Genomic DNA, 21,587 nt, shown 5'->3' on the forward strand with positions numbered 1-21,587 from the left:
GGTGTTCGGGTCTACCCAGGAGGCCCGCCCATGCCCTCTCGACGGTTCCGCTCGAGACTCGTAGCCAACACGGCGACTGCCGCCGGACTGGCTGTCACGCTGATCCTGTCCACCCAGCAGCAAGGCTTGACCGCGGCGGCCGCGACCCGGCCCGATCCCGCGTTCCATTCCACCGAGTACAAGTCGATCGACGGTCGCACCGCGAAAGCCGATCCCCGGCCCGCGGCGAAGACCGCCGATCGTGAGTTCCACGGCACGACCGCCACCCGCTGGCCGGCCGCCGGTTCCGCCGAGGTCGCCGTACCGGCGCCGGCTGCGAACGGCACCTGGCAGCTCGCTCTCAACGGCGGGCGGGTCAATCAGCGCGCCCAGGCCGGTCAGCTGCCGGTCTGGGTCGCGCCGACCGCCGCGACCGCGCGCGAAGTCCTGGCCAAGGGTGCGACCACCGCACCGGCCAAGGTCAAGGTCGACCTGGTCGGCCGGCGCGGTGACGCGCTCGAGCTGAAGGTCACCCGCGCCGACGGTACGGCGAAGTCCGGCCAGGTCACGGTCGGCGTCGACTACCGCGAGTTCCGCGATACGTACGGCGGCGACTGGGCCACCCGGTTGCGGTTCACGACGCAGCAGGACGGGAAGACCGTCGTACTGCCGACCCGGAACAACGGCAACGGTGACGTGATCGCCGACGTACCGGTGGGTGCGGAGGCGCAGACCCTGATGGTCGCGGCCGGTGACTCGAGCGGTGCCGGCGACTACAAGAAGTCCGGCATCGGCGACGGCGCCTCCACCTGGAGCGTCGGCGGTTCGTCCGGTGACTTCGAGTGGCAACTGCCGTTCGACGCCCCGCCGGCGTCCGGTGGTCCCGAGCCCGGCACCGGTCTGAGCTACTCCTCCGGCGCGCTCGACGGACTGTCGTCGTCGACCAACAACCAGACCTCGATCGTCGGTCAGGGCTTCAACCTGATGGGCGGTGGCTCGATCGAGCGCCGCTACAAGACCTGCTCCAAGGACCTCGGCGGCAACAACGGCACCCGCAAGACCGGTGACCTCTGCTTCAAGGGCGACAGCCTGAACATCTCGATCAACGGCAAGTCCGGTGACCTGGTCCTGGCCAAGAAGGATGCCTCCGGCGAGGTCTGGCGGATGCGCGGCGACGACGGCTCGATCGTCGAGCGGCTCAGCGGCGCGGTCAACGGCGACGACGGCGTCGCCGCGGCCGACAAGGGCGAGTACTGGCGGATGACGTCGAAGGACGGGACGAAGTACTACTTCGGCCTGAACCGGCTCCCCGGCTGGGCGACCGGCAAGGAGGAGACCAAGTCCGCGTTCACCGTCCCGGTGTTCGGCAACAACAGCGGTGAGCAGTGCAACAAGACCGCGTTCGCCGACTCGTGGTGCCAGCAGGCCTACCAGTGGAACCTGGACTACGTCGTCGACCGCAACGGCAACACGATGAGCACGTTCTACAACACCGAGGTCGACCGCTACGCCCGCAACCTCACCAAGGCCTCGGTCAGTACCTACGTCCGTGCGGGCAACATCAAGCGGATCGAGTACGGCCAGACCGACGGCCAGGTGTTCACCCAGAAGCCGATCGGCCAGGTCCAGTACTCGATGGCCGAGCGCTGTACGCCGTTGCCGTGCGGACCGACGCAGAAGACGACGTACCCGGACACTCCGTGGGACCTGACCTGCGCGAGCACCACGAACTGCGAGAACCACTACACCCCGACGTTCTGGACCCAGCTGCGGCTGGACAAGGTGACGACCCAGGTGTGGCGGGCCGCGACGAACAAGCACGAGGACGTGTATTCGTGGTCGCTGCGGCAGGAATACCTGCGCGGTGACAACAGCAGTCCGTCCCTGTGGCTGAAGGAGATCAACCCGACCGCTCTGGCCGGTACGCCGATCCAGATGCCGACGACGAGCTTCGACGGCGTCCCGCTGGCCAACCGGGTCGACACCGGCAGCGACACCGTTCCGCCGCTGGAGTGGTTCCGGATCAACGCCGTCCACGGCGGCACCGGTGGTGACATCGCGGTCAACTACTACCCGATCGACTGTCTGCCAACGGGTCTGCCGGCACCGGACAACAACGACCGGCGCTGCCGGCCGCAGAAGTGGTCACTGCTCGACACCTCACCCGACCGTACCGACTGGTTCCACAAGTACGTCGTGCAGTCGGTCCAGCAGACAGATCGGACCGTCTCGGCGAGCGACCCGTGGCAGGCGCCGGTACCGGTCGTCACGACCGTCCAGTACCTCGACAAGCCGGCCTGGCGTTTCGAGGAGCAGGACGCCGGGACGGACCTGAAGGAGTCGACCTGGTCGCAGTGGCGTGGCTTCGGCCGCGTGAAGGTGATCAAGGGCCGTGCCGACGAGCCGCAGTCCGTCAACGAGACGCTGTACTTCCGCGGCCTCGACGGTGACCGGACCGCCGCGGGCGGCACCAAGGACGTCAAGATCACCGACTCCACCGGTACCGCGGTGGCGGACGTCAACGAGTTCGCCGGCCAGACCCGTGAGCAGATCGTGTACAAGGGCGCGGAGGTGGTCAACAAGAGCATCGCGGACTACTACCTATCCGATCCGACCGCCACCATGACGCGACCGTGGGGCACGCTGACCGCGCGCTACTCGGGTCAGAAGCAGGTCACGCAGTACCAGCCGACCGGCACCGGCGCGGTGAAGGTCGCCACCCAGAACAACTACGACGCCGGTGGCCGCCTGCTGGCCAAGGACGAGGCCGGCGACCTCAGCACCACGACGGACGACACCTGCACGCGGTACACCTACGTCGAGAACGCGGCGAAGAACCTGCGTGAGCTCCCGGCCCGGCAGCAACAGGTCGGGAAGCGCTGCGACCAGCCGTTCACCAACGCCGACGTGCTGATGGACGAGCGGTTGTTCTACGACGGCGCCACCTCGCCGACCGCCACTCCGACCGTCGGGCTGATCACCCGGGCCGAGCGGCTGTCGGGGTTCGACGCGGCCGGTGCGCCGACGTACGAGCTGACCTTCGCTGCGAAGTACGACTCGCAGGGCCGGCAGATCGAGACCACCGACGCGCTGAACAGGACCACGCGGCGGGCGTACAGCCCGGTGTACGGGCCGCTCACGAAGGTCACCGACACGGCTGACAACGGCCAGCAGGTGGTCGGGGAGATCGAGCCGGCGTTCGGCGTCCAGACCGCCGTCCAGACGGCCGACGGGCGCCGCGGCGTCCGGCAGCTCGACGCCGTCGGGCGCGTCGCCAAGACCTGGGACGCCGGGCACGCGACGACCGGACCGGCCGACCTGGAGATGACGTACTCCGTCCGCGACGACGGACCGTCGTCGGTCGTCACCAAGCGCCGGGTCAAGAGCGGCACGTACGACGTCAGCTACGAGCTGTTCGACGGCCTCGGCCGCGTCCGGCAGACGCACGAGCAGTCGCCCCGGGGTGGCTGGCTGGTGACCGACACCCGGTACGACTCGCGTGGTCTCGAGGTCAAGGTCAACGGTCCGTACTACACCGCGACCCTGGCCGAGGGCGAGCTCAAGGTCGTCGACGAGGCCACCCTGCCCAAGCAGGAGGTGACGGTCTACGACGAGGCCGAGCGGCCCCAGCGGCAGCTGTTCAAGTCGATGGGCGTGGAGAAGTGGTCGATCGAGCACGACATCTCCACCGGCAAGCAGAGCATCGATCCGCCGGACGGCGAGACGCCGACCACCCGGATCACCGATGCCGAAGGCAAGCTGATCGAGCTGCGCCAGTACCGCGGCGCCGGTACGACGGGGGCGTACGACAGCACCAAGTACGCCTACTGGCCGACCGGCGATCTGAAGTCGGTCACCGATCCGGCCGGCAGCGTCTGGAGCTACAAGTACGACATCCAGGGCCGCAAGATCGAGGAGAGTGACCCGGACAAGGGCGTCAGCAAGTTCGAGTACGACGCCGCCGACCAGTTGGTGTCGACGACGGACGCCCGTGGTGTGAAGTTGTGGAACGGCTACGACTCCGTCGGCCGCAAGACCGAGACCCGGCTGAACGGTCCGGACGGACCGCTGCAGACCAAGTGGGAGTTCGACACGCTCGCGGCGGGGCGGACGACGTCCTCGACGCGCTACGTCGTCAAGGACGGCAAGACCGAGGCGTACACGACCGCGATCACCGGGTACGACGCGTCCGGGCAGGCCACCGGCACGACGCTGACGCTGCCTGCGTCCGAGGGCAAGCTGGCCGGCACCTACACGATCGGCCAGACCTACACCGACGACGGCAAGGTGGCCACCCGGTCGCTGCCGGCAGGCGGTGGGCTCGGGGCCGAGACGATCAACTACGGCTACAACACCCAGGGCATGCCGACCTCGATGGGCGGCCAGGACACCTACGTCCGGGCGCTGACCTACACGCCGTTCGAGGACGCCGACGTACTGACCCTGGGCACAGCGTCCGGTCCGTTCGTGCAGCAGAAGTTCGAGTACGACCAGATCACCCGCCGGGTGAGCCGGGTCGTGGTGGACAAGGAGTTGTCGCCCAAGCGGGTCTCCGACACCCAGTACGAGTACGACCCGGGCGGCAACATCAAGAAGATCACCGACATCGCTCCGGCGGCGTCGAACGAGGCCACTGACACCCAGTGCTTCGACTACGACTACCTGAGCCGGCTGACCCAGGCCTGGACGCCGAAGCCTGGTGCGGACAACGGCGCCGGCGACTGCGCGGCCGCACCGAGCGCGGCGAGCCTCGGCGGGCCGGCGGCGTACTGGCAGCAGTGGGAGTTCGACACGGCGGGCAACCGCAAGTCGGAGAAGACGACCACACCGGCCGGGACCACGACGAGCACCTACGAGTACGGCAGCGCGAAGCCGCACGCGCTGACCGGCGTCACCACGACCGGCCCGGCCGGGACCAAGACCAAGACCTTCGGGTACGACGAGGTCGGCAACACGACCCGGCGGACGGCCGACGGCAAGGACGAGGTGCTCGCCTGGGACGCCGAGAACCGGTTGACCGGGACGACCAAGGGCACGGCCTCGACGGCTGCGGTGTACGACGCGGAAGGGAAGCGGCTGATCCGTCGCGACTCGACCGGGACGACCCTGTACGTCGGAGAGACCGAGCTGCACCTCGACAAGTCCGGTCAGACCGTGACCGGGACGCGGTACTACGGGTTCGGGGACCGGGTGGTCGCCGTACGGTCCGGAGCGGACCTCAGCTGGCTCATCAGCGACCTGCAGGGAACGCCGCAGACCGCGATCGACTCGGTGACGCAGGTCGTCCAGAAACGCCGGACGACACCGTACGGCGACCTCCGCGGCGCCGCGCCGACCTCCTGGCCGGGGCAGCGCGACTTCCACGGCGGCACCAATGACGCCGACACCGGGCTGGTCCAGCTGGGGTCGCGGCAGTACGACAAGAGCACCGGCCGATTCCTGTCGGTCGACTCGGTGCTCGACACCAGCGATCCACGGCAGATGAACGGGTACGGCTACGCCAACAACAACCCGGTCAGCTACAACGACTCCAGCGGCGACTTCGCCGTGGTGGTCGTGATCCCGGTGCTGATCATCGTGCTGATCATCGTGTACATGCTGGAGATGTACCTGCAGTCGTACCAGCAGGAAGTACAGACGATCGAATGGCGCGAGAAGGTCGAGAACATCTGGGACGTCCTGAAATGGGCGTGGCACTCGGTGGTCAAACTCGTCAAGGTCGTCGTGACCACGATCGTGACGCTGTGGAGGCTGATCACGGTGCTCGTCATGAAGGTGGTCGCGAAGGCGAAGATCATCTACCGGACGATCGTCAAGCACTACGCCGACAAGCGGGCACCCAGGAACACCACCCACCGCGACGGCGCCGGCGGCAAACCCCAGGTCAGACCCAAGCCCCGCCCTCCGGTCGTCAAGCCCCGGCCACCGGTGGACCATGACAAGGACAGGCAGCAGAAGCGGAAGAAGGGTCCCCAGCAGACCCAGCGCCGGCTCGGCCCCGGACCGGACGAGGACACACCGCTCTACCGTGGGGTCAGGTCGCCCGACAAGCAGCCGTGGCGGCTGAAAGAAGGCGAGGCGAAGCTGCAGGACGGCACCAACTTCGTGCGGACCAACGCCGGCCCCTCGACCGACACCAATGCCGCGAACCTCGTCAGTAAGGGCTTCGAGCCGTGGAAGGTCGACAGGTCCACGATCGACCCCAGGCTGCGGATCATGCAGACCGGCGGGAACCCGACGCACTACGAGATCATGCTGAGACCAGGCGTGCAGCTGACCAAGGATGAATTCCAGAACCTTCTGGATCGCATCGTGCTGACCCCGCCCCAACCGTAAGGAGACCAGATGACCCAGGCAGGCTGGCGGTTCGTGGCCCCGGACGACTTCGACGATGTCGACTGGGCCGACGTGACCGACCGTGGCGTGCTGACGGGCCGACTTGTCCACGGCGACCGGGAGTTCCCGGTTGTCGTGTACGACCCGGTGCGGATCGGCCAGGACGCCGAGCGCGGAACCGAAGGTGATGTGGTCCTCTACGAGCCCAACGTCATCATGGTCGAGCACCTCACCCGGGAATCCGCCGAGAACGCCGTGGCCCACCTCGCGAAGGCCGGGTCGTTCGACTGGATGCTCGGCTAGGAGACGAAGCCTGCTCAGCCGTCGTACGGCGGCTGAGCAGCTTCAGCAGCGCCGAGGTCACCGGTGACTGCTGGCTGCCTTCGCGCACCGCGGCGAAGAGATGGCGCTGTGGTCGCGGCCCACGGATCGGACGGATCGCCAGGTCCGGGCTCATCGATTCCTGGGCGAGTCGGGGGATCAGACCGACAGCGTGGCCCTGGCGGATCAGTTGTGCGACTGCGTGCCAGTCGTCGACGCGGTGGGCGATTCGTGGCGTGAAGCCGGCGGCTGCGCAGGCGGTCGAGGTGATCGTCGCGCAGCAGCCGCCCGGCGTACCGGAGATCCACGGGTCGTCCTGAAGGTCCTGCAGGTCGATCTGCTCCTTGGCTGCCAGCGGATGGTCGGGTGGCAGGGCGACATCCAGTACGTCGGGACCCAGCTCGACGCGGTGGTAGCGCGGATCGCCGTTGCTGGGCGATCCGTCGAAGCTCACGGCGATCGCGAGGTCGACCTTGCCCGCGTCGAGCAGGTCGAACAACGTGGGAGGTTCGAGCTGCTGCAACGAGACACGCAGCTCCGGAAGCTCGGTCCGCATCGAGGACAGTGCCCGGGGCAGCAGGCTGATCAACGCGGATGAGAACGCGCCGATGGTGACCTCGCCCTGAATCGTCCGGTCCCACGACTGAAGCTCCAGCCGGGCCTGCTCGAGGCGGGCGAAGACCGCATCCCCGTGCGCCAACAGGGCCGAGCCGCGCGGAGTGAGCTTCACGCGGCGACCCTCGCGCTCGATCACCGCGAACCCGAGGTCTCGGGCGAGTCCCGCGAGCTGCTGCGAGACCGCCGACGGCGTCAGGTGCAGGGCTGCCGCGGTCGCGGTGACCGTCCCGCGCTCCCGGAACTCGCGGAGGACCCGGAGCCGACGCAGATCGTCGATGAAGTCTGGACTTAACTGATCCATGTCGAAAGATTAGATGGACCTCACGGCTGCCGCGACCGCAGACTCAAGCGGTGAACACACCGGTACGGCTCGGCATCATCGGTCTCGGCGCGATGGGGACAGAGGTTCTGCGCGTGGCGACGGCTCATCCAGGGTTCGAGGTTGTGGCAGCTGCGGACCCGCGGAGACATCCGGCCGGCTATCCGCAGACCTGGATCGGTACGGACTCCGGCGAAGTGTTGCGCAGGTCGGACGCCGTCTATGTGGCGACTCCGCCGGCCTTTCACGCGGAGTTCGTCGTACCGGCGCTTGAGGGTGGTCTGTCGGTGCTGTGCGAGAAGCCGCTGGCGATCGACCTGGCCGAAGGGCAGCGGATGGTCGCGGCGGCGGAGGCTGCGGCTGGGGTTGCCGCGGTCAACTTCGCGCTGTCGGACCGGCATGCCACCCGCCACCTCGAGGATGCGTTGCTCAGAGGGTTGATCGGCGATGTGCTCTCGGTGGAGATTCGCCTGGCGTTCGTACAGTGGCCGCGGGAGTTCCAGGCGCATGCCGGCTGGCTCGACGGCCGCGTGCAGGGTGGGTTCGTCCGGGAGGTGTTGTCGCACTTCATCTATCTCACCGATCGTCTGCTCGGTCCGGTTCAGCCGGTCGACCTCGTGCTTGACCATCGGCCCGGGGACGACGTTCGTAGTGAGGTCGCGGCGTGGGGGTTGCTCCGGGCGGGCGGCGTACCGGTTCAGGTGGGGGCGGTCGCCGGAGCGGCGGGGAGTGACAGCTACGAGTGGATCATCCGTGGCAGCAAGCGGTCGTATCTGCTCCGGGACTGGGATCAGCTCTTTGTTGCTGGAGGCAACGGGTGGGAGCCGGTTCCGCTGTCGGGCGCTCGTGGTTCGGAAGAGACTCGGCTGACTTTGTTCGCCGAGGCGATCCAGGGGCGGCCGTCGGCCGATCTGGCCTCCTTCTCTGCTGGGCTGCGGGTCCAGCAGGTCGTCGAAGCCTTCCACCGCGGATGAGGGTCGTCGAAGTCGGTCGTCACGGTGGTCCTTCGGAGCTGCGGGTTGTTGAGCGACCGTCTCCCTCGGTGGGGCCTGCGCAGGTTCGGGTTCGGGTGGCGGCGATCGGGGTCAACTACCTGGATGTTCAGGAGCGCACCGGCGCGTATCCGCGCGCCGTACCGTATGTGCCCGGTGACGAAGGCAGTGGCACGATCGTCGAGCTCGGTCCCGGCGTACGGCGTTGGCGCGTCGGTGAACGCGTTTGCTGGTAAGGGATCAGCGGCTCGTACGCCGACGAGCTCGTGATCGCGGCCGACCGGCTGATCGCCGTACCGGCCGGGGTGAGTGACGAGACGGCTGCTGCACTCCCGACCCAGGGACTGACCGCGCACTACCTGGTCACGGATTCCTACCGCGTGCAGTCCGGTGACGTGGTCGTCGTACTGGCCGGTGCCGGTGGTGTCGGACTTCTCTTGACCCAGCTGGCCAAACTCCGTGGCGCTCGGGTGATCACCGCAGTTTCAACACCCGCCAAAGCCGAGCTGTCACGGGCTGCTGGTGCCGACCGCGTTGTCGGCTACTTCAACCTCGTTGAAGCGGTCCGCGCGGAGACAGCCGGTGCGGGTGCGGCGGTCGTCTACGACAGCGTCGGCGCCGCAACCTTCGAGGACTCGTTGACGTCCCTGCGCCGCCGCGGCACGCTCGTCCTCTACGGCCAGTCCAGCGGCCCGGTGCCGCCTTTCGACCTTCGTCGCCTCGGCTCAGCCGGCTCCCTGACCATCACCAGGCCGACCCTCCGCGACTTCGTCGTGGACCCAGCTGTGCTGCGGGCCCGCGCCGCTGAGCTGTTCACCGCGGTCGAGGCCGGACAGCTCGCCGTACAGGTCGGGGGAACCTACCCTGTGGCCGAAGTGGGCCGCGCCCACTCCGACCTCGAGGCCAGGCGAACCAGCGGCAAACTACTGCTGATCCCTTGAGGCGTGGCTCAGTAGCCGATGCTCCAGAAGAGGTTGACGCCGGCGCTCTGGTTCGAACCGATCCACACGCTGCGGCCCGTGCAGTTGGTACCGGAGTACGCCGTCTGCTGGATCCCCGAGTTGTTCCGGACGAAGTCGAACTCGTGCGAGACGTAGTGGCACTGGCCCGGATACTGGGGAACGTTCTTGGACACAAGTGCCCCGTGGTAGTACGTGCAGACCTCGCCGCTGTAGCACGGCGGGTCGGCCGCGGCCGGTCCGGCCGTTGCCCCGAGCAACGCTGTTGCGCCGACAATGACGGCGGTGACGGTCCGGGCGATCATCTTCTGTGTCATGTGTTCCCCTTCGAGCTGGTGACCCTTGCCCGAAAAAACCTAGGCGCTGTTGGGGAAGTGGTCTAAGCATTCGACCTGTGCCGTAAGGGTCTGGTCTTTGCCCGGACCATGTGCTACTCGCCGGAGTAGTTGCTTCACACAACGATCACCAGCCGCGCGCCTGCCAGGTTTCGACGAACGGGAGTTCGGCGGCGACGGTGGTGTCGAGGCCGTGGCCCGGGTGGATCACGGTGTCGGGCGGATAGGTGAGGAGTTGGCGGACCGAGGTCATGATCGCGGTGAAGTCGGTCAGCGGGTAGTCGGGGCTGGTGAGGCCGGGGCCGCCGGGGAAGAGAGTGTCGCCGGTGAAGAGGTGGCCGGGGATGTACAGGGAGAGGCTGCCGGGGGAGTGGCCTGGGGTGGGGATGACCGCTACCTGTAGTGGGCCGAGCGAGATCGTGGTGGGTGCGGTGATCTCCTGGTCGAGGTCGCCTTTCCAGAGCGGAACGCCTGGCGTGGGGCGAGGTGCTTTGCCGGCGGCAACGAGGTCTTTGGTCGCGGTGCCGGCGTCCAGGTAGCCGTGGCGGTCGAGGTGGTCGAGCTCGGCGGCCCAGACCTCGCGCTCGGCCGGGTGGCCGATGATCGGGGCGTCGAGCGAGTCGGCGAGGGCGCTCAGCGCCAGGACGTGGTCGGCGTGGGCGTGCGTGAGCACGAGCCCGACGACGTCGTACGACGCGGCTGCCGCGGCCAGATAGTCCGGGTCGTCGCCGGGGTCGACGATCAGCGCCGGCGGTCGGCCGGGGAGGTCGGGCGCGATGATCCAGCAGTTGGTGTCGAGGTAGCCGACGACCAACCGTTCCGGGCGGATCATGCGGCCTGCTGGAGAAGTCGCTCGGCCCAGCCCGGGTCGGTGTTCTCGGCGATCGGGTAGCCCTGAGCGAACGGCCCTTCCCAGCGGACATTGATCCCGGGATTGTGCACGCTGGAACCGTCCGGCAGCACGAACTGCGGGCTGCCCTTGATCGCATCGGTGACAGCGACCGCGTGGTCGGCCATCATCGTCGCCCGCGCCCTGCCGTCGTCGAGAGCCGCGGCCAGCGCGGTGGCGTCGAGATCGATTTCCTTGGCGACGTCGAGGATCACCTGTCGGTGCGCGATCGACCGCGAGTCCAGCCAGAACGCCTTGCGCAGCGCATGATCCAGCTCCTCGGACTCCCGCAGTCCCTGCTCCTTGGCCGCATGAACAGCCTCGGCCGCGAGCAAGACCGTCGACGGATAGGTCCAATCCGGCTTCGACCACAGCCGGAATCCTGCCGCCGGCTCCAACTGCCCGAGTCCCACCGCTTCACTGTCCGTCCCGGGCCGCGGGTGTGGCCCGTCGAACAACTCAAGGGCGAACGTGTGGTGATCCAGCAGTACGTCGACCCCGAGTCGCTCCCGCGCGACCCGCAGTCGATGAATCGCCACATGAGCAAACGGACACAACAGATCCGACCAAACCTGGATCGCGTTCACTCGCCCTCCTCCTTGTGATCGGTCCCCGGCGGGTTGCTGCTGAAGTGCTCAGGCCGAACCAGAACCGCCGTACGACGGTCCTCCGCCATCGCCCGGTCGTACTCGTCCAAGTCGGAGTGCTCGCCGCCGGCTGCGTGATAGATGTCGCGCAGCAGCTGCCGCAACGCCTCCGCGTCGACTCCGGCCAGTTCGTCGTCCGGGCCGACCAGCTCAACCGGCCCGGTCACCCCGACCCAGTCCCACCCGGCCCGAAACACCAGCGTGGCCTTGGGGTTCCGCCGCAAGTTCGTCAGCTTGGTCGTCCGGCCTCGCGCCACGAACGCCACCACCGGCTCACCCGTCACCGGATGATCCAGCACCCCGGCATTCACCAGCGAAGCCGCCGGTTCCCCCGACCCGCGCTGCGTCACCAGCACCGCAAGCCACGAGTCCTGCCCACCAAGCGCCCGAACCCGCTCAAGCCCTGTCTCGATATCCATGCGAGCGACTGTAACGGACCACAGTCCGTTTAGTCCAGAGGGGATGGCGGACCGCCCCCACTCACCAACCTCCGCGAGACCTCGGCCGCCACGCTCAACCAGCCGCGGATTTCAGCGCCCGAGGGCACTTGGTGAGTGGCTCAGGTCCGCCTCACAGCGACACCGCCACCGGGGCTTCCTTGGCGACCACTTGGGTTCTGTTGGTTGTCGGCCATTGGACGATGAGTACGGCGGAGAGGACGACCGCGCCGCCGAGGCATTGCAGGGGACTGAGGTGTTCGCCGAAGACGAGGGCGGCTGAGGTGACTGTGATGACGGGTTCGAGGATCGACAGGATGGATGCGACCGAGGGGCCGACGCGGGCCAGGCCGGCGAAGAACAGCAGGATGGCGGCCACTGTGCTGACCAGCGCCAGGGCGGCCAGCCAGAGCCAGCCGCGGCCGGTGATGGCGGCGAGTTGGCTTGCGGTGCCGCGGATCAGGGTGGCGGCGAGGAAGGTGCCGAAGGCGCCGGTGCAGACGAGGGCTGCGAGCGCGAGCGGCGGTACGTCGGTCGTGGTGCGATCGCCGACGAGGATGTACGCCGTGTAGACGACGGCTGCGCCGGCCGCGAGGAGGGCGCCGGTCACGGTGAAGCGGCCGGAGGTTGCGCCGCTGAGGACGAGGACGATACCGGCCAGCGCCAGGCCGAGGGCCCAGGTGCGGCGGCGGGAAGCGCGTTCGCGGCCGAGGAGGATCGCGCCGAGCATCACCAGCATCGGATAGAGGTAAAGCAGCAAGGTCACCAGCGACGCGTCGATCCGTGCCAGTGCGGAGAAGTACAGACCGGCCTGGGCGGCGTACCCGATGATGCCCATGCCGAGGCTGACCAGCACCGCGCGTCGCGGGACGCCACGGAGGACTCCGCGAGCCATCGCGATCGGCAGCAGGACCAGGGCGGCCAGCCCGAAGCGGACCAGCAGCAGCGACTCCACCGACACCCCTTCGTCGTACGAAAGTTTGCCGAAGATGGCGATCACGCCGAACGCGGCGGCGGAGAGAAGACAGTAGAGGGCGCCCATGGGAACGATGATCAGGGCGTGCGATCGTTCACGTCCATCGCATATACCTGGAATGGATTGTGTAGCTATCCTGAACATATGCTCGATCTGCACCGGCTCCGGCTGCTCCGCGAGGTCCACGATCGCGGCACCGTGCACGGCGCCGCTCGTGCGCTCGGCTACACGCCCAGCGCGGTCTCTCAGCAGCTGTCCGTCCTCGAGCGAGAAGCCGGTACGCCGCTCCTCGAGCGAGTCGGCCGCAATGTCCGACTGACCGCAGCCGGCCACGTGCTGGTGCGGCACGCAGCCACGCTGCTGGCGGGAGTCGAGGCGGCCGAGGCCGAGCTCGCATCCGTCGCGGCCGGTCGGGTGGCCGGCGTCGTACGGATCGCGTCCTTCCAGTCGGCGTTCCTGCGGATCGTCGCTCCCGCGGTCCGGGCGCTGGCGGTCAGCCATCCGGACATCCGCGTCGAGGTGACCGAAGGTGAGGTCGAGCAGGCCGTGCCCGCACTCCGGCTGCAGCAGCTGGATGTGGTCGTCGGCGACGAGTACGACGGTCTGCCGCGACCGGTCCATGCCGATCTGCAGCGCGAACCGTTACTCCGTGAGTGCGTCAGGGTCGTGCTGCCGGAAAACCATCCGGAGGCCAAAGCCGAGCGAGTGAAGGTCTCCCGGCTGGTCGAGATCCCCTGGGCCGCCTGCCAGCCGGGCACCGGTCACCGCGAGATGCATGTCCGCGTCTGCCGCGAGTACGGCGGTTTCGAGCCGGACCTGCGCTACAGCTCCGACGACTTCCTCATCCTGCTCGAACTCGTCCGCACCACGGGCGCCGCGGCGCTGCTGCCCGATCTGGTTCTCCGCCACGGAACCCCGGGCGTCGTCGTACGCCGACCTGCCGAAGCCGACGTCGGTCGTGCCGTCTACCTGCTCACCCGCCGAGCCCGCACCCCACCAGTTGCCGCGGTAGCAGCCGCTCTCCAAGCCAGCGCCGCAACGGACAAGTAGTCAGATGCTGGCGATGGCGGTGATGCCGATCGCGATGCCGACGAGGTAGGTGCCGAGGGCACCGATGTCGCGGAGCGGGCCGTGGGTGGCCAGCGTCTTGGAAGTGAGCATGCCGATCGCGTGGGTCGTCCGAACGACGACTGTGGCGATGGCGAGGGCGTCGACCACCCAGCTGTCGGAGAGGAACGAGCAGACCAGGAGCAGTACGAGCATCGTCGGGATGTACTCGGCGGCGTTCCCATGAGCCCGTACGGCGATCAGCAGCGGGTCCGTGGGGTCGTTCGGAGCCTGGTTGCCGTTGCCCCGCATCGCGCGATGGCGGGTGACGTTGGCGCCGAGCAGGAACAGCAGAATGCCGAGCAAAGCCATGCAGACAACGGTGATGGTGGTCATGTGAGTGCTCCTTCGTGAGCGCAAGTGAGGTGCTGGACGATCGACTGACTGAGGGTGGTGCCGAGCAGGGCGTCGGTCTTGTGCATGCCGCCGGGACAGGTGACGTTGACCTCGATCAAACGCCCGCCGATCACATCGGCGCCGGCGATCGTGAGGCCGTGCTGAACAAGGATTGGGCGGAGTGCGGCGGCGATCGCCTCGTCCGCAGCATCGATCGGAGCGATCGCGACCGGTGGACCGATCCGGAAATCACTGGCGTCCGGCCGACGCAGTACCGCGCCCACGATCTCGCCGTCCAGCAGGAACAGCCGTTTGTTGCCATGTGCAACAGCTGGTAGATACTCCTGGGCGATCACCTGCCGTCGACCGCCGCGGGTCGCCGACTCCAGCAGAGAGGTCGCCGCGTGGTCGTCGCGGACCATCCAGACGTCGAGTCCGGCGAATCCGTCGACAGGCTTGACGATCGCGGTTCCGGTGCGGGCCACGAACTCGCGGAGGGCGGCGACCGACGTACCGACGTACGTCGCGGGACACAGTGAGGGGAAGCGCAGAGCGATCAGCTTCTCGTGCACGGCGCGGATGCCGTCCGGGCGGTTGACGACCCGAGTGCCGGCCAGGTCGAGCAGGTACGTCGTGTGCAGGTAGCGCTCGTCGACCGGGGGATCGATCCGGAGGTGCGCCACGGCGAAGCCGGCGACGTCGAGCAGCGCTGTGTCGAGTTCGTCGTACCAGGTGCGATCGACGATCCAGCGATGGTCGGGGCCGGGGCGGCGCGGGCGGAGGCGGATCTGGTGGGCGCGAACCTGCAGCCGACCGTCGATGACGGCGAGCTCCTCCGGCTGGCAGCACCAGACGTCGTGCCCGAAGTCCTGGCTGGCAGCCATCAGTCCGATGGTCGCGTCCACGTCGGCCAGCAGGCCGGTCAGCGGGTCGGTGACGAACAGGATGGCGTTCATGCGACTAGCTCCAGATCGAGTTGCCCGGCGGCCGCGGCTCGCCAGTGCTCGGCCAGGTGCGCCCGGCCCGCTTCGAGTCGCCGCAGCACCTTGTGGCGCTGGACGTCGTCGTACATCAGAGTGGTGAGCGCCTTCACGACGGCGTCCACGCCGGCCGGTTCCTGCGCGTCGAGGAACCGCACCTCCAGGTACGTCGAGCGCGGGCGCACCGGCGGGAACATCGTCGTCAGGTGTTCCGCCGGACCGCCGCTGGTGAAGACCGTCGCCGCGGTCGCGAATGCCGTGTACGCCGCAACCGGGTCGTCAGCCAAGAGTCGATCGTCGAAGCCCGTGCGAGCGGGGTCGGTCTCGAGCCAGGTGGTCAGCCGACCATGCGGTCCGGAGCTTCGCGCGAAGCTCGCCGCGAGGTAAGGCCCGGCGAGATTCAGGACTCGCCATTGCTCGACGCCGGCCTGTCCGGGCCACCAGTCGAGGCAGATCTGCGTGGACGCCGTACGGCGCATCATCCGCCGACCAGCAGGCCCGATCGCATCGAAGTGCCGGTGCATCGCGACGTAGCGCGGGCTGGTGAGTTGCAGCGGGACGTCGTGCTCGGGCCGCGGATCGACCGGCAGCGCGTAGGTGGTGATGTGTGCGGCGGTGAGGCGCTGGTTCGGGTCGTCGACCATCGTTCGGAGCTGGCCGACCGGATCCAGCGTGCATGGCAGGCTCAGTTCGAGCTGACCGCCCGGCTCGAATCCGACGTACGGCGCCGCGATCGCGCCGGCGGCGGCTCGCCGTACCCGCTCGATCGGTACGGCGGCGCCCGTGGTGGTGTCGGCGACCAGGAACTCCTGCTCGACAGCGACCCGGACACTCCGGCGCCGCCCCCGCGCGAACAGCTCTGCCACCAGCGGCTGCAGCTCCTTCGGTTCCATGGTCACTCCTGATACTGTAAGGATTCCTGTCGAAATAATGGAAGGAATCCTTACGAGTGTCAAGTGTTGAAATTCCTCGCCTCGGCACCAAGCCATTCATCGCCCTGGTCGACCGGGCCAACCGGGCACTCCAGGTGCACATGGTTCGCGAGATGCACAAGCGCGGCTATCCGAAGGTGAAACAGGCCCACAACGCTGTCTTCGCCACGCTGCAGTCGGAGGGTTCGCGCTCGGCCGACATGGCCCAGCGGGCCGGCATGACCCGGCAGTCGATGGGTGAGCTGGTGCGCGAAATGGTTGCCCTCGGCATCCTTGAGATGCGTCCGGATCCTCAGGATGGCCGAGCCAAGCTGGTCACCTACAGCGAGCTCGGCCGCCAGGCCGCGGCCGGGGGCTACCAGCACCTCCGTGACCTCGAACAAGCCTTCGCCGAAGAGTTCGGCCCCGAGGAGTACGCCGCCGCCCGCGACGTCCTCGACCGGGTGGTCGACGTACTGGAGCGCTGGGACGCGGAGTGACCGTCATACTTGGGTATCGACTGGAGCTGGGGGTGCTCGATGCGAGCTTATCGCGTCATAGCCGGTGTCACTGGGGTGGTTGGGGTTCTCGGGGCGGTGCTGAGTCAGCTCGGGACCGCGGAGGCGGAGCGCACGTTCGCGTCGACGTCCGGGGTTGCCCAGAGTTTGATCTCGATCGGGGTGCCGTTCATCGGTGCTGTGGCGGCGGCTCGACGAGAGCGGTCGTTCTACAAGCTCGCGCTCGGGTATGCCGTGCAATTGGCGACGGTCGGACTGGTCGCGTCGATTCTCGTTGCTCTGTTGGTGCCATCGACCGCAGACGACATGTGGCGGCATGCATCGGTGCTGATCCTCGGGGCGTTCGCGACGCAGGTCGTGGCGCAACTGGTGGGGACGGGGCTCGGGTTGCTGATCGGGCGCGGGTGGATCGCAGCGGTTCTCACGATCGTGATGCCACTCGGCCTGTACGCCGTACTCTCCGCCGCGGCGCCAGACGCTCGGCCGTGGCTGACGCCGTACGGGTCAGCTCAGTTGTGGTGGAAGGGCGAGTTCGGTGGATCGGATGTCCTGCCGTTTCTGGTGATGGTCGCGCTGTGGGGTCTCGCGCTCAACGTCGCGGGACTGTACGTCGCGCGCTCGCGACGAGCCTGACCGCGATTCCGGTCAGGAACGCCGCGGCGCCGAGGACGCCGACGATCCCGAACGCCCAGGTGCTGGCCCTGGTCGTGGCATCGCCGTGGCGGCCACCGATCTGGGCGGCGAGCTCGTTCAGCTCGAACTCGTCGATCGCGTCGAACCTGCCGGCGGCGGCCATCGCGGTGGAGGTCTTGACGATCTCGCGCCGCTCGGTCGTGGTGAAGCCGCCTTCCGGCGTACCGGCGCAGGGCAGTTCGTTACCGGTCGTGCGGTCGACGATGACCATCGTCGGCTTGCAGTCCGGCAGCTGTCCGGACGCGGCCGGCTCGGCGACCATGACCTGGTAGCTGAGCTTGGCGGCCGAGTCGGTCACCATCGCGCCCATCAGACCGATCACGGCGGCCACGGCTCCGCCGACCAGCAGTCGCTTGGCGGTACGTCGTACGGTCATCCGCCGAGGGTCTCACCCCGGACGGGATCCCTGCTAGGGCAAGGTGTTCCCGGCGGCGGTGTAGAGGCGGTACCACTCCTCGCGGCTGAGGCGGATCGCGGCGCCGGCGGCCGCGTCCTGGACCCGGCTCGGCGTCGTGGTGCCGATGACGATCTGCATGTTCGCGGGATGCCGCGCCAGCCAGGCGATCGCGATCGCGTCGGGGGAGGTGTCGTGGGCGTTCGCCAGCTCGTCGAGCGCGTCGTTCAGGTCGGGGTAGTTCTCGCGGTCCCCGATGAAGACACCGCGATTGCCGGGCGACTGCACGGAACCCCAGGTCTGGATCGTCATGTCGTGCAGGCGGCTGTAGTCGAGGATGCCGAGATCACGGTCGGCCGACTGCTCGAGACCCATGATGTTCGCGGCCAGGCCCTGCGCGACCAGCGCGGCGTTCGCGATACTGAACTGCAGCTGGTTGGCGACGAGCGGCTGGCGCACGGACTTCTTGAGTAGCTCGATCTGGCCGGGCGTGTGGTTCGAGACACCGAACGCGCGAACCTTGCCGCTGCTGTGCAGCTCGTCGAACGCGGCCGCGACCTCGTCCGGCTCGACCAGCGTGTCCGGGCGGTGGATCAGCAGTACGTCGAGGTAGTCGGTCCGCAGGGCGGTGAGTGACTGCTCGACGCTGGACAGGATGTGCTCACGTGACGAGTCGAAGAAGCCGGAGCGGATCCCGACCTTCGACTGCAACAGCACCTGGTCCCGCTCGGACTCTGGCACCGGCTGAGCGTCGCCGTACCGCTGCTCGCAGCCGTGCGGTCCGCCGTAGATGTCCGCGTGGTCGAACATCGTCACCCCGGCATCGCGCGCCGTACCGATGAGGGTGCGGATCTCCTCGTCGGACTTCTCCTTGATCCGCATCAGTCCGAGCACAACCTGCGAAGCCGGGGTCCCGCTGCCGCCCAAGTCAATTGTCGTCACAAACTCGACCTTATTCCTCGTCCTCGGTCGGCGGCAGCGTCGGGTAGTCGGTGATCGGGTAGAGCCCGACGGTGAACCCGTACGTCGTGTCGCCGGCGCGCGGGAGCTTGTCGAACTCCTGGATCAGCTCATGCACTCCGCGCCAGAACTCGGCCGCACGCTCCTCGGGGATGCGGGCGTGCCGGATGAACGAGCGCATCCGGCCCTCGTCGTACGCGGGTCGGGACTCCTCGGCGGCGACCTCGAAGTCGTTGAAATCCTCCGGGAGCTTGCCGCCCTGGCGGCCGAGGCCGACGTAGAACGAGCGCGCGGCGCGGCCGTAGAACCGCTCCTCGATCGCGCGCACCTTCCGGGTCCGGACGACGCGCAGGATGCCGGCGTCCGCGAGCACTTTGACGTGGTGGGCGACCGTGCTCTTCGGTCGTTTGACCGCGGTGGCCAGCTCGGTGACGGTCGCCGCGCGCTCGTGCAGCAGGCCGAGGATCGTCGTACGGAGTGGGTCGGCGATCGCGCGCACCTGCTCGGCGGTGGTCAGCTCGAGGGTCTCGGCCAACTCGTAGTCGGGGACCGCGGGACTGTTGCCTGTCACGGTCGAACAGACTAGCATTCCCGATTGTTCGAGATATTTGGATCATTGGAGACTGAAACATGGCCGAGGTTGTGCTGTACCACCACGCTCAGGGACTGACCGATGGCGTGCGGGCGTTCGCCGACGAGCTGCGGCGGGCCGGGCACACCGTCCACCTGCCCGACCTGTACGACGGGAACACCTTCGAGACGCTCGACGACGGCATCGCCTACGCCAAGAAGACCGGCTTCGGCGCCCTCCTCGACGCCGGCGTCGCCTATGCCCAGGACCTGCCGGAAAACCTTGTGTATGCAGGCTTCTCGATGGGCGTCATGCCGGCCCAGAAGCTCACCCAGACCCGCCCCGGCGCGCGCGGTGCCCTGTTCTTCGACTCGTGCCTCCCGGTCGAAGAGTTCGGCGACGCCTGGCCCACCGGCGTACCGGTCCAGATCCACGGGATGATCGACGACCCCTGGTTCGCCGAGGACCTCCCCGCCGCCCAAGCCCTGGCAGCCGCCGCACCCGCCGAGGCCGAGCTCTTCCTCTACCCCGGCAAAGCCCACCTCTTCGCCGACTCATCCCTCCCCGCCCACGACCCCGAAGCCGCCACCCTCCTCCTCCAACGCACCCTCCCCTTCCTCGCCAACCTCCCCTGACCCAAGCCGCCGGTTGCCCCCTCACCCAGGGGGTTGCCCCCTGAGATTCTCGATGGGCAACCCCCCAACTGAGGGGCTACCGCAGGAGGTGGGGGGTTGGGGCGCGGAGCTCGGGGGTTGCCCCTTGGGGTGGGGGGATGCACGGCGAGCTTCTGAGTGGGCAACCCCCTTGGCTCGGGGATAACCACTCGGATGGGGGGTTAGGCGGTGGCTGGGGTTTGGGCTTCGGCGGTGGCTGGGGTCTCGGTGGGGGTGGAGCGGGTGGGGATGCAGGCGGCTATGGCTAGGGCGACCAGGGCTGCGGCGGCGCCGGTGATGAGGACTACGCGGAAGCCGTTCTCCGACGGGAGGGTGTAGGCGCCGAGGTTGATGGTGAGTTGGGCGAGGATGACGCCGGCGACCGCGCTGGAGACCGAGGTGCCGATGGAGCGCATCAGGGTGTTGAAGCTGTTGGCGGCGGCCGTTTCGGAGACCGGGACCGCTGACATGATCAGGGCGGGCATGGCGCCGTACGCGAGGCCGATGCCGGCGCCGATCAGGAGCGAGACGAGCAGGATCTGCCAGACCGAGCTCATCAGGATGCTGCCGAGGCCGTAGCCGGCGGCGACCACGACGGCGCCGAGCATCAGCGTGATCTTCGGGCCGCGGGCGGCCGAGATCTTGGCGGACAGCGGTGCGGTGAGCAGCATGACCAGGCCGGACGGGCCCATCACGAGGCCGGAGGCGAGCATCGACTGGCCGAGTCCGAAACCGGTTGCCTTCGGCATCTGCAGCAGCTGCGGTACGACGAGCGACATCGCGAACATGGCGAACCCGAAGACCATCGACGCGAGGTTCGTCAGCAGCACCTGCGGTCGCGCGGTCGTGCGCAGGTCGACCAACGGCTCGCTGGTACGGCGTTCCCACCAGCCCCACGCGAGGATCGCGACCACCGCGAGCGCGAACAGGCCCAATACCCGAGCGCTCGTCCAACCCCAGTCGCCGCCCTGAGAGATTGCCAGCAGCAACGAAACTAGACCGACCGAAAGCCCCACCCCACCCAACACGTCGAAGCGGCCGCCCGAGCGGACCGCGGACTCGGGCACGAAGCGCAGTACCAGTCCGAACATGATGATGCCGAGTCCGGCCGACACCCAGAACAGCGCGTGCCAGCTGACGTTCTCGGCCAGCAAGGCCGCGGCGGGCAGCCCGAGTGCGCCGCCGACTCCGAGAGACGCGCTCATCTGGGCGGTCGCCGTACCGAGGCGTTCGGACGGGAGTTCGTCGCGCATGATGCTGATCCCCAACGGGATCACGCCGGCCGCGAAGCCCTGCAGGGCGCGGCCGACGACCAGTGGCAGCAGTGAGCTGCTCAGCGCGGCGACGATCGAACCGGTGATCAGCAAACCGATGCTGATCAGCAGCATCCGGCGCTTGCCGTACATGTCGCCGAGCCGGCCCATGATCGGCGTCGCCACCGCGGCCGCGAGCAGGGTGGCGGTGATCGCCCACGCGGTCGAGCCGGCCGACGCGTTCAGCAGCCGCGGCAGCTCGGGGATGACCGGGATGATCAGCGTCTGCATCAACGCGACCGTGATACCGGCCGACGCGAGCACCGGTACGACGGCACCGGTGCGAACCGGCGGACCGGTGAGGGCAGCGGACATGGGGAGCCTCCGGGGACCAGGAGAAAAA

Annotated in this window: 22 protein-coding genes; 9 read left to right on the forward strand and 13 right to left on the reverse strand. The window is 68.2% G+C overall.

What is annotated here, in order from left to right; genetic code table 11:
* Positions 1 to 30 precede the first annotated feature (30 nt).
* Positions 31 to 6,315 (forward strand): RHS repeat-associated core domain-containing protein, encoded by a 6,285-nt coding sequence (locus tag ABZS29_RS13830; protein ID WP_355461696.1) that lies wholly within the window; start codon positions 31 to 33, stop codon positions 6,313 to 6,315.
* 9 nt (positions 6,316 to 6,324) lie between these two features.
* Positions 6,325 to 6,618 carry a hypothetical protein gene (locus ABZS29_RS13835; protein ID WP_355461698.1) on the forward strand — a complete coding sequence of 98 codons (294 nt, stop codon included), beginning with the start codon at positions 6,325 to 6,327 and terminating at the stop codon, positions 6,616 to 6,618.
* Here ABZS29_RS13835 and ABZS29_RS13840 read toward each other — a convergent pair.
* Positions 6,545 to 7,555 carry a LysR family transcriptional regulator gene (locus ABZS29_RS13840; RefSeq protein WP_355461700.1) on the reverse strand — a complete coding sequence of 337 codons (1,011 nt, stop codon included), beginning with the start codon at positions 7,553 to 7,555 and terminating at the stop codon, positions 6,545 to 6,547. The genes ABZS29_RS13835 and ABZS29_RS13840 overlap by 74 nt on opposite strands.
* A gap of 50 nt (positions 7,556 to 7,605) precedes the next feature.
* Between ABZS29_RS13840 and ABZS29_RS13845 the strand changes: the two genes are divergently transcribed.
* The 3 genes from ABZS29_RS13845 (at position 7,606) to ABZS29_RS13855 (ending at position 9,506) form a co-directional block, all read left to right on the forward strand.
* A complete protein-coding gene (locus ABZS29_RS13845) occupies positions 7,606 to 8,547 on the forward strand; it encodes a Gfo/Idh/MocA family oxidoreductase (protein ID WP_355461701.1) in 942 nt (313 codons plus the stop codon).
* Between the two features lie 68 nt (positions 8,548 to 8,615).
* A complete protein-coding gene (locus ABZS29_RS13850) occupies positions 8,616 to 8,801 on the forward strand; it encodes an alcohol dehydrogenase catalytic domain-containing protein (protein ID WP_355461703.1) in 186 nt (61 codons plus the stop codon).
* Positions 8,802 to 8,831: 30 nt separating this feature from the next.
* On the forward strand, positions 8,832 to 9,506 hold the full coding sequence (locus ABZS29_RS13855) for a zinc-binding dehydrogenase (RefSeq protein ID WP_355461705.1): 675 nt from the start codon (positions 8,832 to 8,834) through the stop codon (positions 9,504 to 9,506).
* Positions 9,507 to 9,514: 8 nt separating this feature from the next.
* Here the strand turns inward: ABZS29_RS13855 and ABZS29_RS13860 are convergent, their stop codons facing one another.
* From ABZS29_RS13860 to ABZS29_RS13880, 5 genes are all read right to left on the reverse strand, one after another.
* Positions 9,515 to 9,841 (reverse strand): hypothetical protein, encoded by a 327-nt coding sequence (locus ABZS29_RS13860; RefSeq protein ID WP_355461706.1) that lies wholly within the window; start codon positions 9,839 to 9,841, stop codon positions 9,515 to 9,517.
* 145 nt (positions 9,842 to 9,986) lie between these two features.
* Positions 9,987 to 10,691 carry an MBL fold metallo-hydrolase gene (locus tag ABZS29_RS13865; RefSeq protein WP_355461708.1) on the reverse strand — a complete coding sequence of 235 codons (705 nt, stop codon included), beginning with the start codon at positions 10,689 to 10,691 and terminating at the stop codon, positions 9,987 to 9,989.
* Entirely contained in the window at positions 10,688 to 11,335 is a 648-nt protein-coding gene (locus tag ABZS29_RS13870; protein WP_355461710.1) for a DsbA family protein, read from the reverse strand. The genes ABZS29_RS13865 and ABZS29_RS13870 overlap by 4 nt, the downstream gene beginning before the upstream one ends.
* On the reverse strand, positions 11,332 to 11,814 hold the full coding sequence (locus ABZS29_RS13875; RefSeq protein WP_355461712.1) for a pyridoxamine 5'-phosphate oxidase family protein: 483 nt from the start codon (positions 11,812 to 11,814) through the stop codon (positions 11,332 to 11,334). Before ABZS29_RS13875 ends, ABZS29_RS13870 begins: the two co-directional genes overlap by 4 nt.
* Positions 11,815 to 11,965: 151 nt before the next feature.
* On the reverse strand, positions 11,966 to 12,874 hold the full coding sequence (locus ABZS29_RS13880; protein ID WP_355461714.1) for a DMT family transporter: 909 nt from the start codon (positions 12,872 to 12,874) through the stop codon (positions 11,966 to 11,968).
* A gap of 78 nt (positions 12,875 to 12,952) precedes the next feature.
* Between ABZS29_RS13880 and ABZS29_RS13885 the strand changes: the two genes are divergently transcribed.
* On the forward strand, positions 12,953 to 13,858 hold the full coding sequence (locus tag ABZS29_RS13885; RefSeq protein WP_355461716.1) for a LysR family transcriptional regulator: 906 nt from the start codon (positions 12,953 to 12,955) through the stop codon (positions 13,856 to 13,858).
* On the opposite strand, the gene ABZS29_RS13890 is transcribed toward ABZS29_RS13885, so the two are convergent.
* The 3 genes from ABZS29_RS13890 to ABZS29_RS13900 are packed head-to-tail and all read right to left on the reverse strand — an operon-like array spanning position 13,859 to position 16,124.
* Entirely contained in the window at positions 13,859 to 14,251 is a 393-nt protein-coding gene (locus ABZS29_RS13890) for an MAPEG family protein (protein ID WP_355461718.1), read from the reverse strand.
* Positions 14,248 to 15,207, reverse strand: a complete 960-nt coding sequence (locus ABZS29_RS13895) for a hypothetical protein (RefSeq protein WP_355461719.1) — start codon at positions 15,205 to 15,207, stop codon at positions 14,248 to 14,250. Before ABZS29_RS13895 ends, ABZS29_RS13890 begins: the two co-directional genes overlap by 4 nt.
* Positions 15,204 to 16,124, reverse strand: a complete 921-nt coding sequence (locus ABZS29_RS13900; RefSeq protein WP_355463178.1) for a glutamate-cysteine ligase family protein — start codon at positions 16,122 to 16,124, stop codon at positions 15,204 to 15,206. Before ABZS29_RS13900 ends, ABZS29_RS13895 begins: the two co-directional genes overlap by 4 nt.
* 56 nt (positions 16,125 to 16,180) lie before the next feature.
* Between ABZS29_RS13900 and ABZS29_RS13905 the strand changes: the two genes are divergently transcribed.
* The gene (locus tag ABZS29_RS13905; RefSeq protein WP_355461720.1) at positions 16,181 to 16,642 is read left to right on the forward strand and encodes a MarR family winged helix-turn-helix transcriptional regulator; all 462 of its coding nucleotides are present in this window, start codon (positions 16,181 to 16,183) and stop codon (positions 16,640 to 16,642) included.
* Positions 16,643 to 16,681: 39 nt separating this feature from the next.
* Positions 16,682 to 17,293: a hypothetical protein gene (locus ABZS29_RS13910; protein WP_355461722.1), complete on the forward strand. Its 612-nt coding sequence runs from the start codon at positions 16,682 to 16,684 to the stop codon at positions 17,291 to 17,293.
* Here the strand turns inward: ABZS29_RS13910 and ABZS29_RS13915 are convergent.
* Genes ABZS29_RS13915 through ABZS29_RS13925 form a run of 3 tightly spaced genes read right to left on the reverse strand, consistent with a single transcriptional unit; the run spans position 17,250 to position 19,278 of the window.
* Complete coding sequence (locus tag ABZS29_RS13915) at positions 17,250 to 17,729, reverse strand: hypothetical protein (RefSeq protein ID WP_355461724.1); 480 nt, start codon at positions 17,727 to 17,729, stop codon at positions 17,250 to 17,252. The two genes, ABZS29_RS13910 and ABZS29_RS13915, sit on opposite strands and share 44 nt — an antisense overlap.
* A 33-nt stretch (positions 17,730 to 17,762) precedes the next feature.
* A complete protein-coding gene (locus ABZS29_RS13920; protein ID WP_355461726.1) occupies positions 17,763 to 18,689 on the reverse strand; it encodes an aldo/keto reductase in 927 nt (308 codons plus the stop codon).
* Positions 18,690 to 18,699: 10 nt separating this feature from the next.
* Positions 18,700 to 19,278 carry a winged helix-turn-helix domain-containing protein gene (locus tag ABZS29_RS13925; protein WP_355461728.1) on the reverse strand — a complete coding sequence of 193 codons (579 nt, stop codon included), beginning with the start codon at positions 19,276 to 19,278 and terminating at the stop codon, positions 18,700 to 18,702.
* Between the two features lie 59 nt (positions 19,279 to 19,337).
* On the opposite strand from ABZS29_RS13925, the gene ABZS29_RS13930 reads away from it, so the two are divergent.
* Positions 19,338 to 19,913 (forward strand): dienelactone hydrolase family protein, encoded by a 576-nt coding sequence (locus ABZS29_RS13930; protein WP_355461730.1) that lies wholly within the window; start codon positions 19,338 to 19,340, stop codon positions 19,911 to 19,913.
* A 200-nt stretch (positions 19,914 to 20,113) separates the two neighbouring features.
* Here ABZS29_RS13930 and ABZS29_RS13935 read toward each other — a convergent pair whose 3' ends face one another.
* Positions 20,114 to 21,559, reverse strand: coding sequence for an MFS transporter (locus ABZS29_RS13935; protein WP_355461731.1), 1,446 nt, complete (start codon positions 21,557 to 21,559; stop codon positions 20,114 to 20,116).
* Positions 21,560 to 21,587: the final 28 nt, after the last annotated feature.

It is taken from the genome of Kribbella sp. NPDC005582 (genome assembly GCF_040605415.1).
In the GTDB taxonomy this organism is placed as follows: domain Bacteria; phylum Actinomycetota; class Actinomycetes; order Propionibacteriales; family Kribbellaceae; genus Kribbella.

Bases quoted from the DNA above. Each gene is read 5' to 3' on its own strand.
- ABZS29_RS13830 (WP_355461696.1), top strand. From the start codon at position 31: ATGCCCTCTCGACGGTTCCGCTCGAGACTCGTAGCCAACACGGCGACT.
- ABZS29_RS13835 (WP_355461698.1), top strand. From the start codon at position 6,325: ATGACCCAGGCAGGCTGGCGGTTCGTGGCCCCGGACGACTTCGACGAT.
- ABZS29_RS13840 (WP_355461700.1), bottom strand. From the start codon at position 7,555: ATGGATCAGTTAAGTCCAGACTTCATCGACGATCTGCGTCGGCTCCGG.
- ABZS29_RS13860 (WP_355461706.1), bottom strand. From the start codon at position 9,841: ATGACACAGAAGATGATCGCCCGGACCGTCACCGCCGTCATTGTCGGC.
- ABZS29_RS13865 (WP_355461708.1), bottom strand. From the start codon at position 10,691: ATGATCCGCCCGGAACGGTTGGTCGTCGGCTACCTCGACACCAACTGC.
- ABZS29_RS13875 (WP_355461712.1), bottom strand. From the start codon at position 11,814: ATGGATATCGAGACAGGGCTTGAGCGGGTTCGGGCGCTTGGTGGGCAG.
- ABZS29_RS13880 (WP_355461714.1), bottom strand. From the start codon at position 12,874: ATGGGCGCCCTCTACTGTCTTCTCTCCGCCGCCGCGTTCGGCGTGATC.
- ABZS29_RS13885 (WP_355461716.1), top strand. From the start codon at position 12,953: ATGCTCGATCTGCACCGGCTCCGGCTGCTCCGCGAGGTCCACGATCGC.
- ABZS29_RS13890 (WP_355461718.1), bottom strand. From the start codon at position 14,251: ATGACCACCATCACCGTTGTCTGCATGGCTTTGCTCGGCATTCTGCTG.
- ABZS29_RS13895 (WP_355461719.1), bottom strand. From the start codon at position 15,207: ATGAACGCCATCCTGTTCGTCACCGACCCGCTGACCGGCCTGCTGGCC.
- ABZS29_RS13900 (WP_355463178.1), bottom strand. From the start codon at position 16,124: ATGGAACCGAAGGAGCTGCAGCCGCTGGTGGCAGAGCTGTTCGCGCGG.
- ABZS29_RS13910 (WP_355461722.1), top strand. From the start codon at position 16,682: ATGCGAGCTTATCGCGTCATAGCCGGTGTCACTGGGGTGGTTGGGGTT.
- ABZS29_RS13915 (WP_355461724.1), bottom strand. From the start codon at position 17,729: ATGACCGTACGACGTACCGCCAAGCGACTGCTGGTCGGCGGAGCCGTG.
- ABZS29_RS13930 (WP_355461730.1), top strand. From the start codon at position 19,338: ATGGCCGAGGTTGTGCTGTACCACCACGCTCAGGGACTGACCGATGGC.
- ABZS29_RS13935 (WP_355461731.1), bottom strand. From the start codon at position 21,559: ATGTCCGCTGCCCTCACCGGTCCGCCGGTTCGCACCGGTGCCGTCGTA.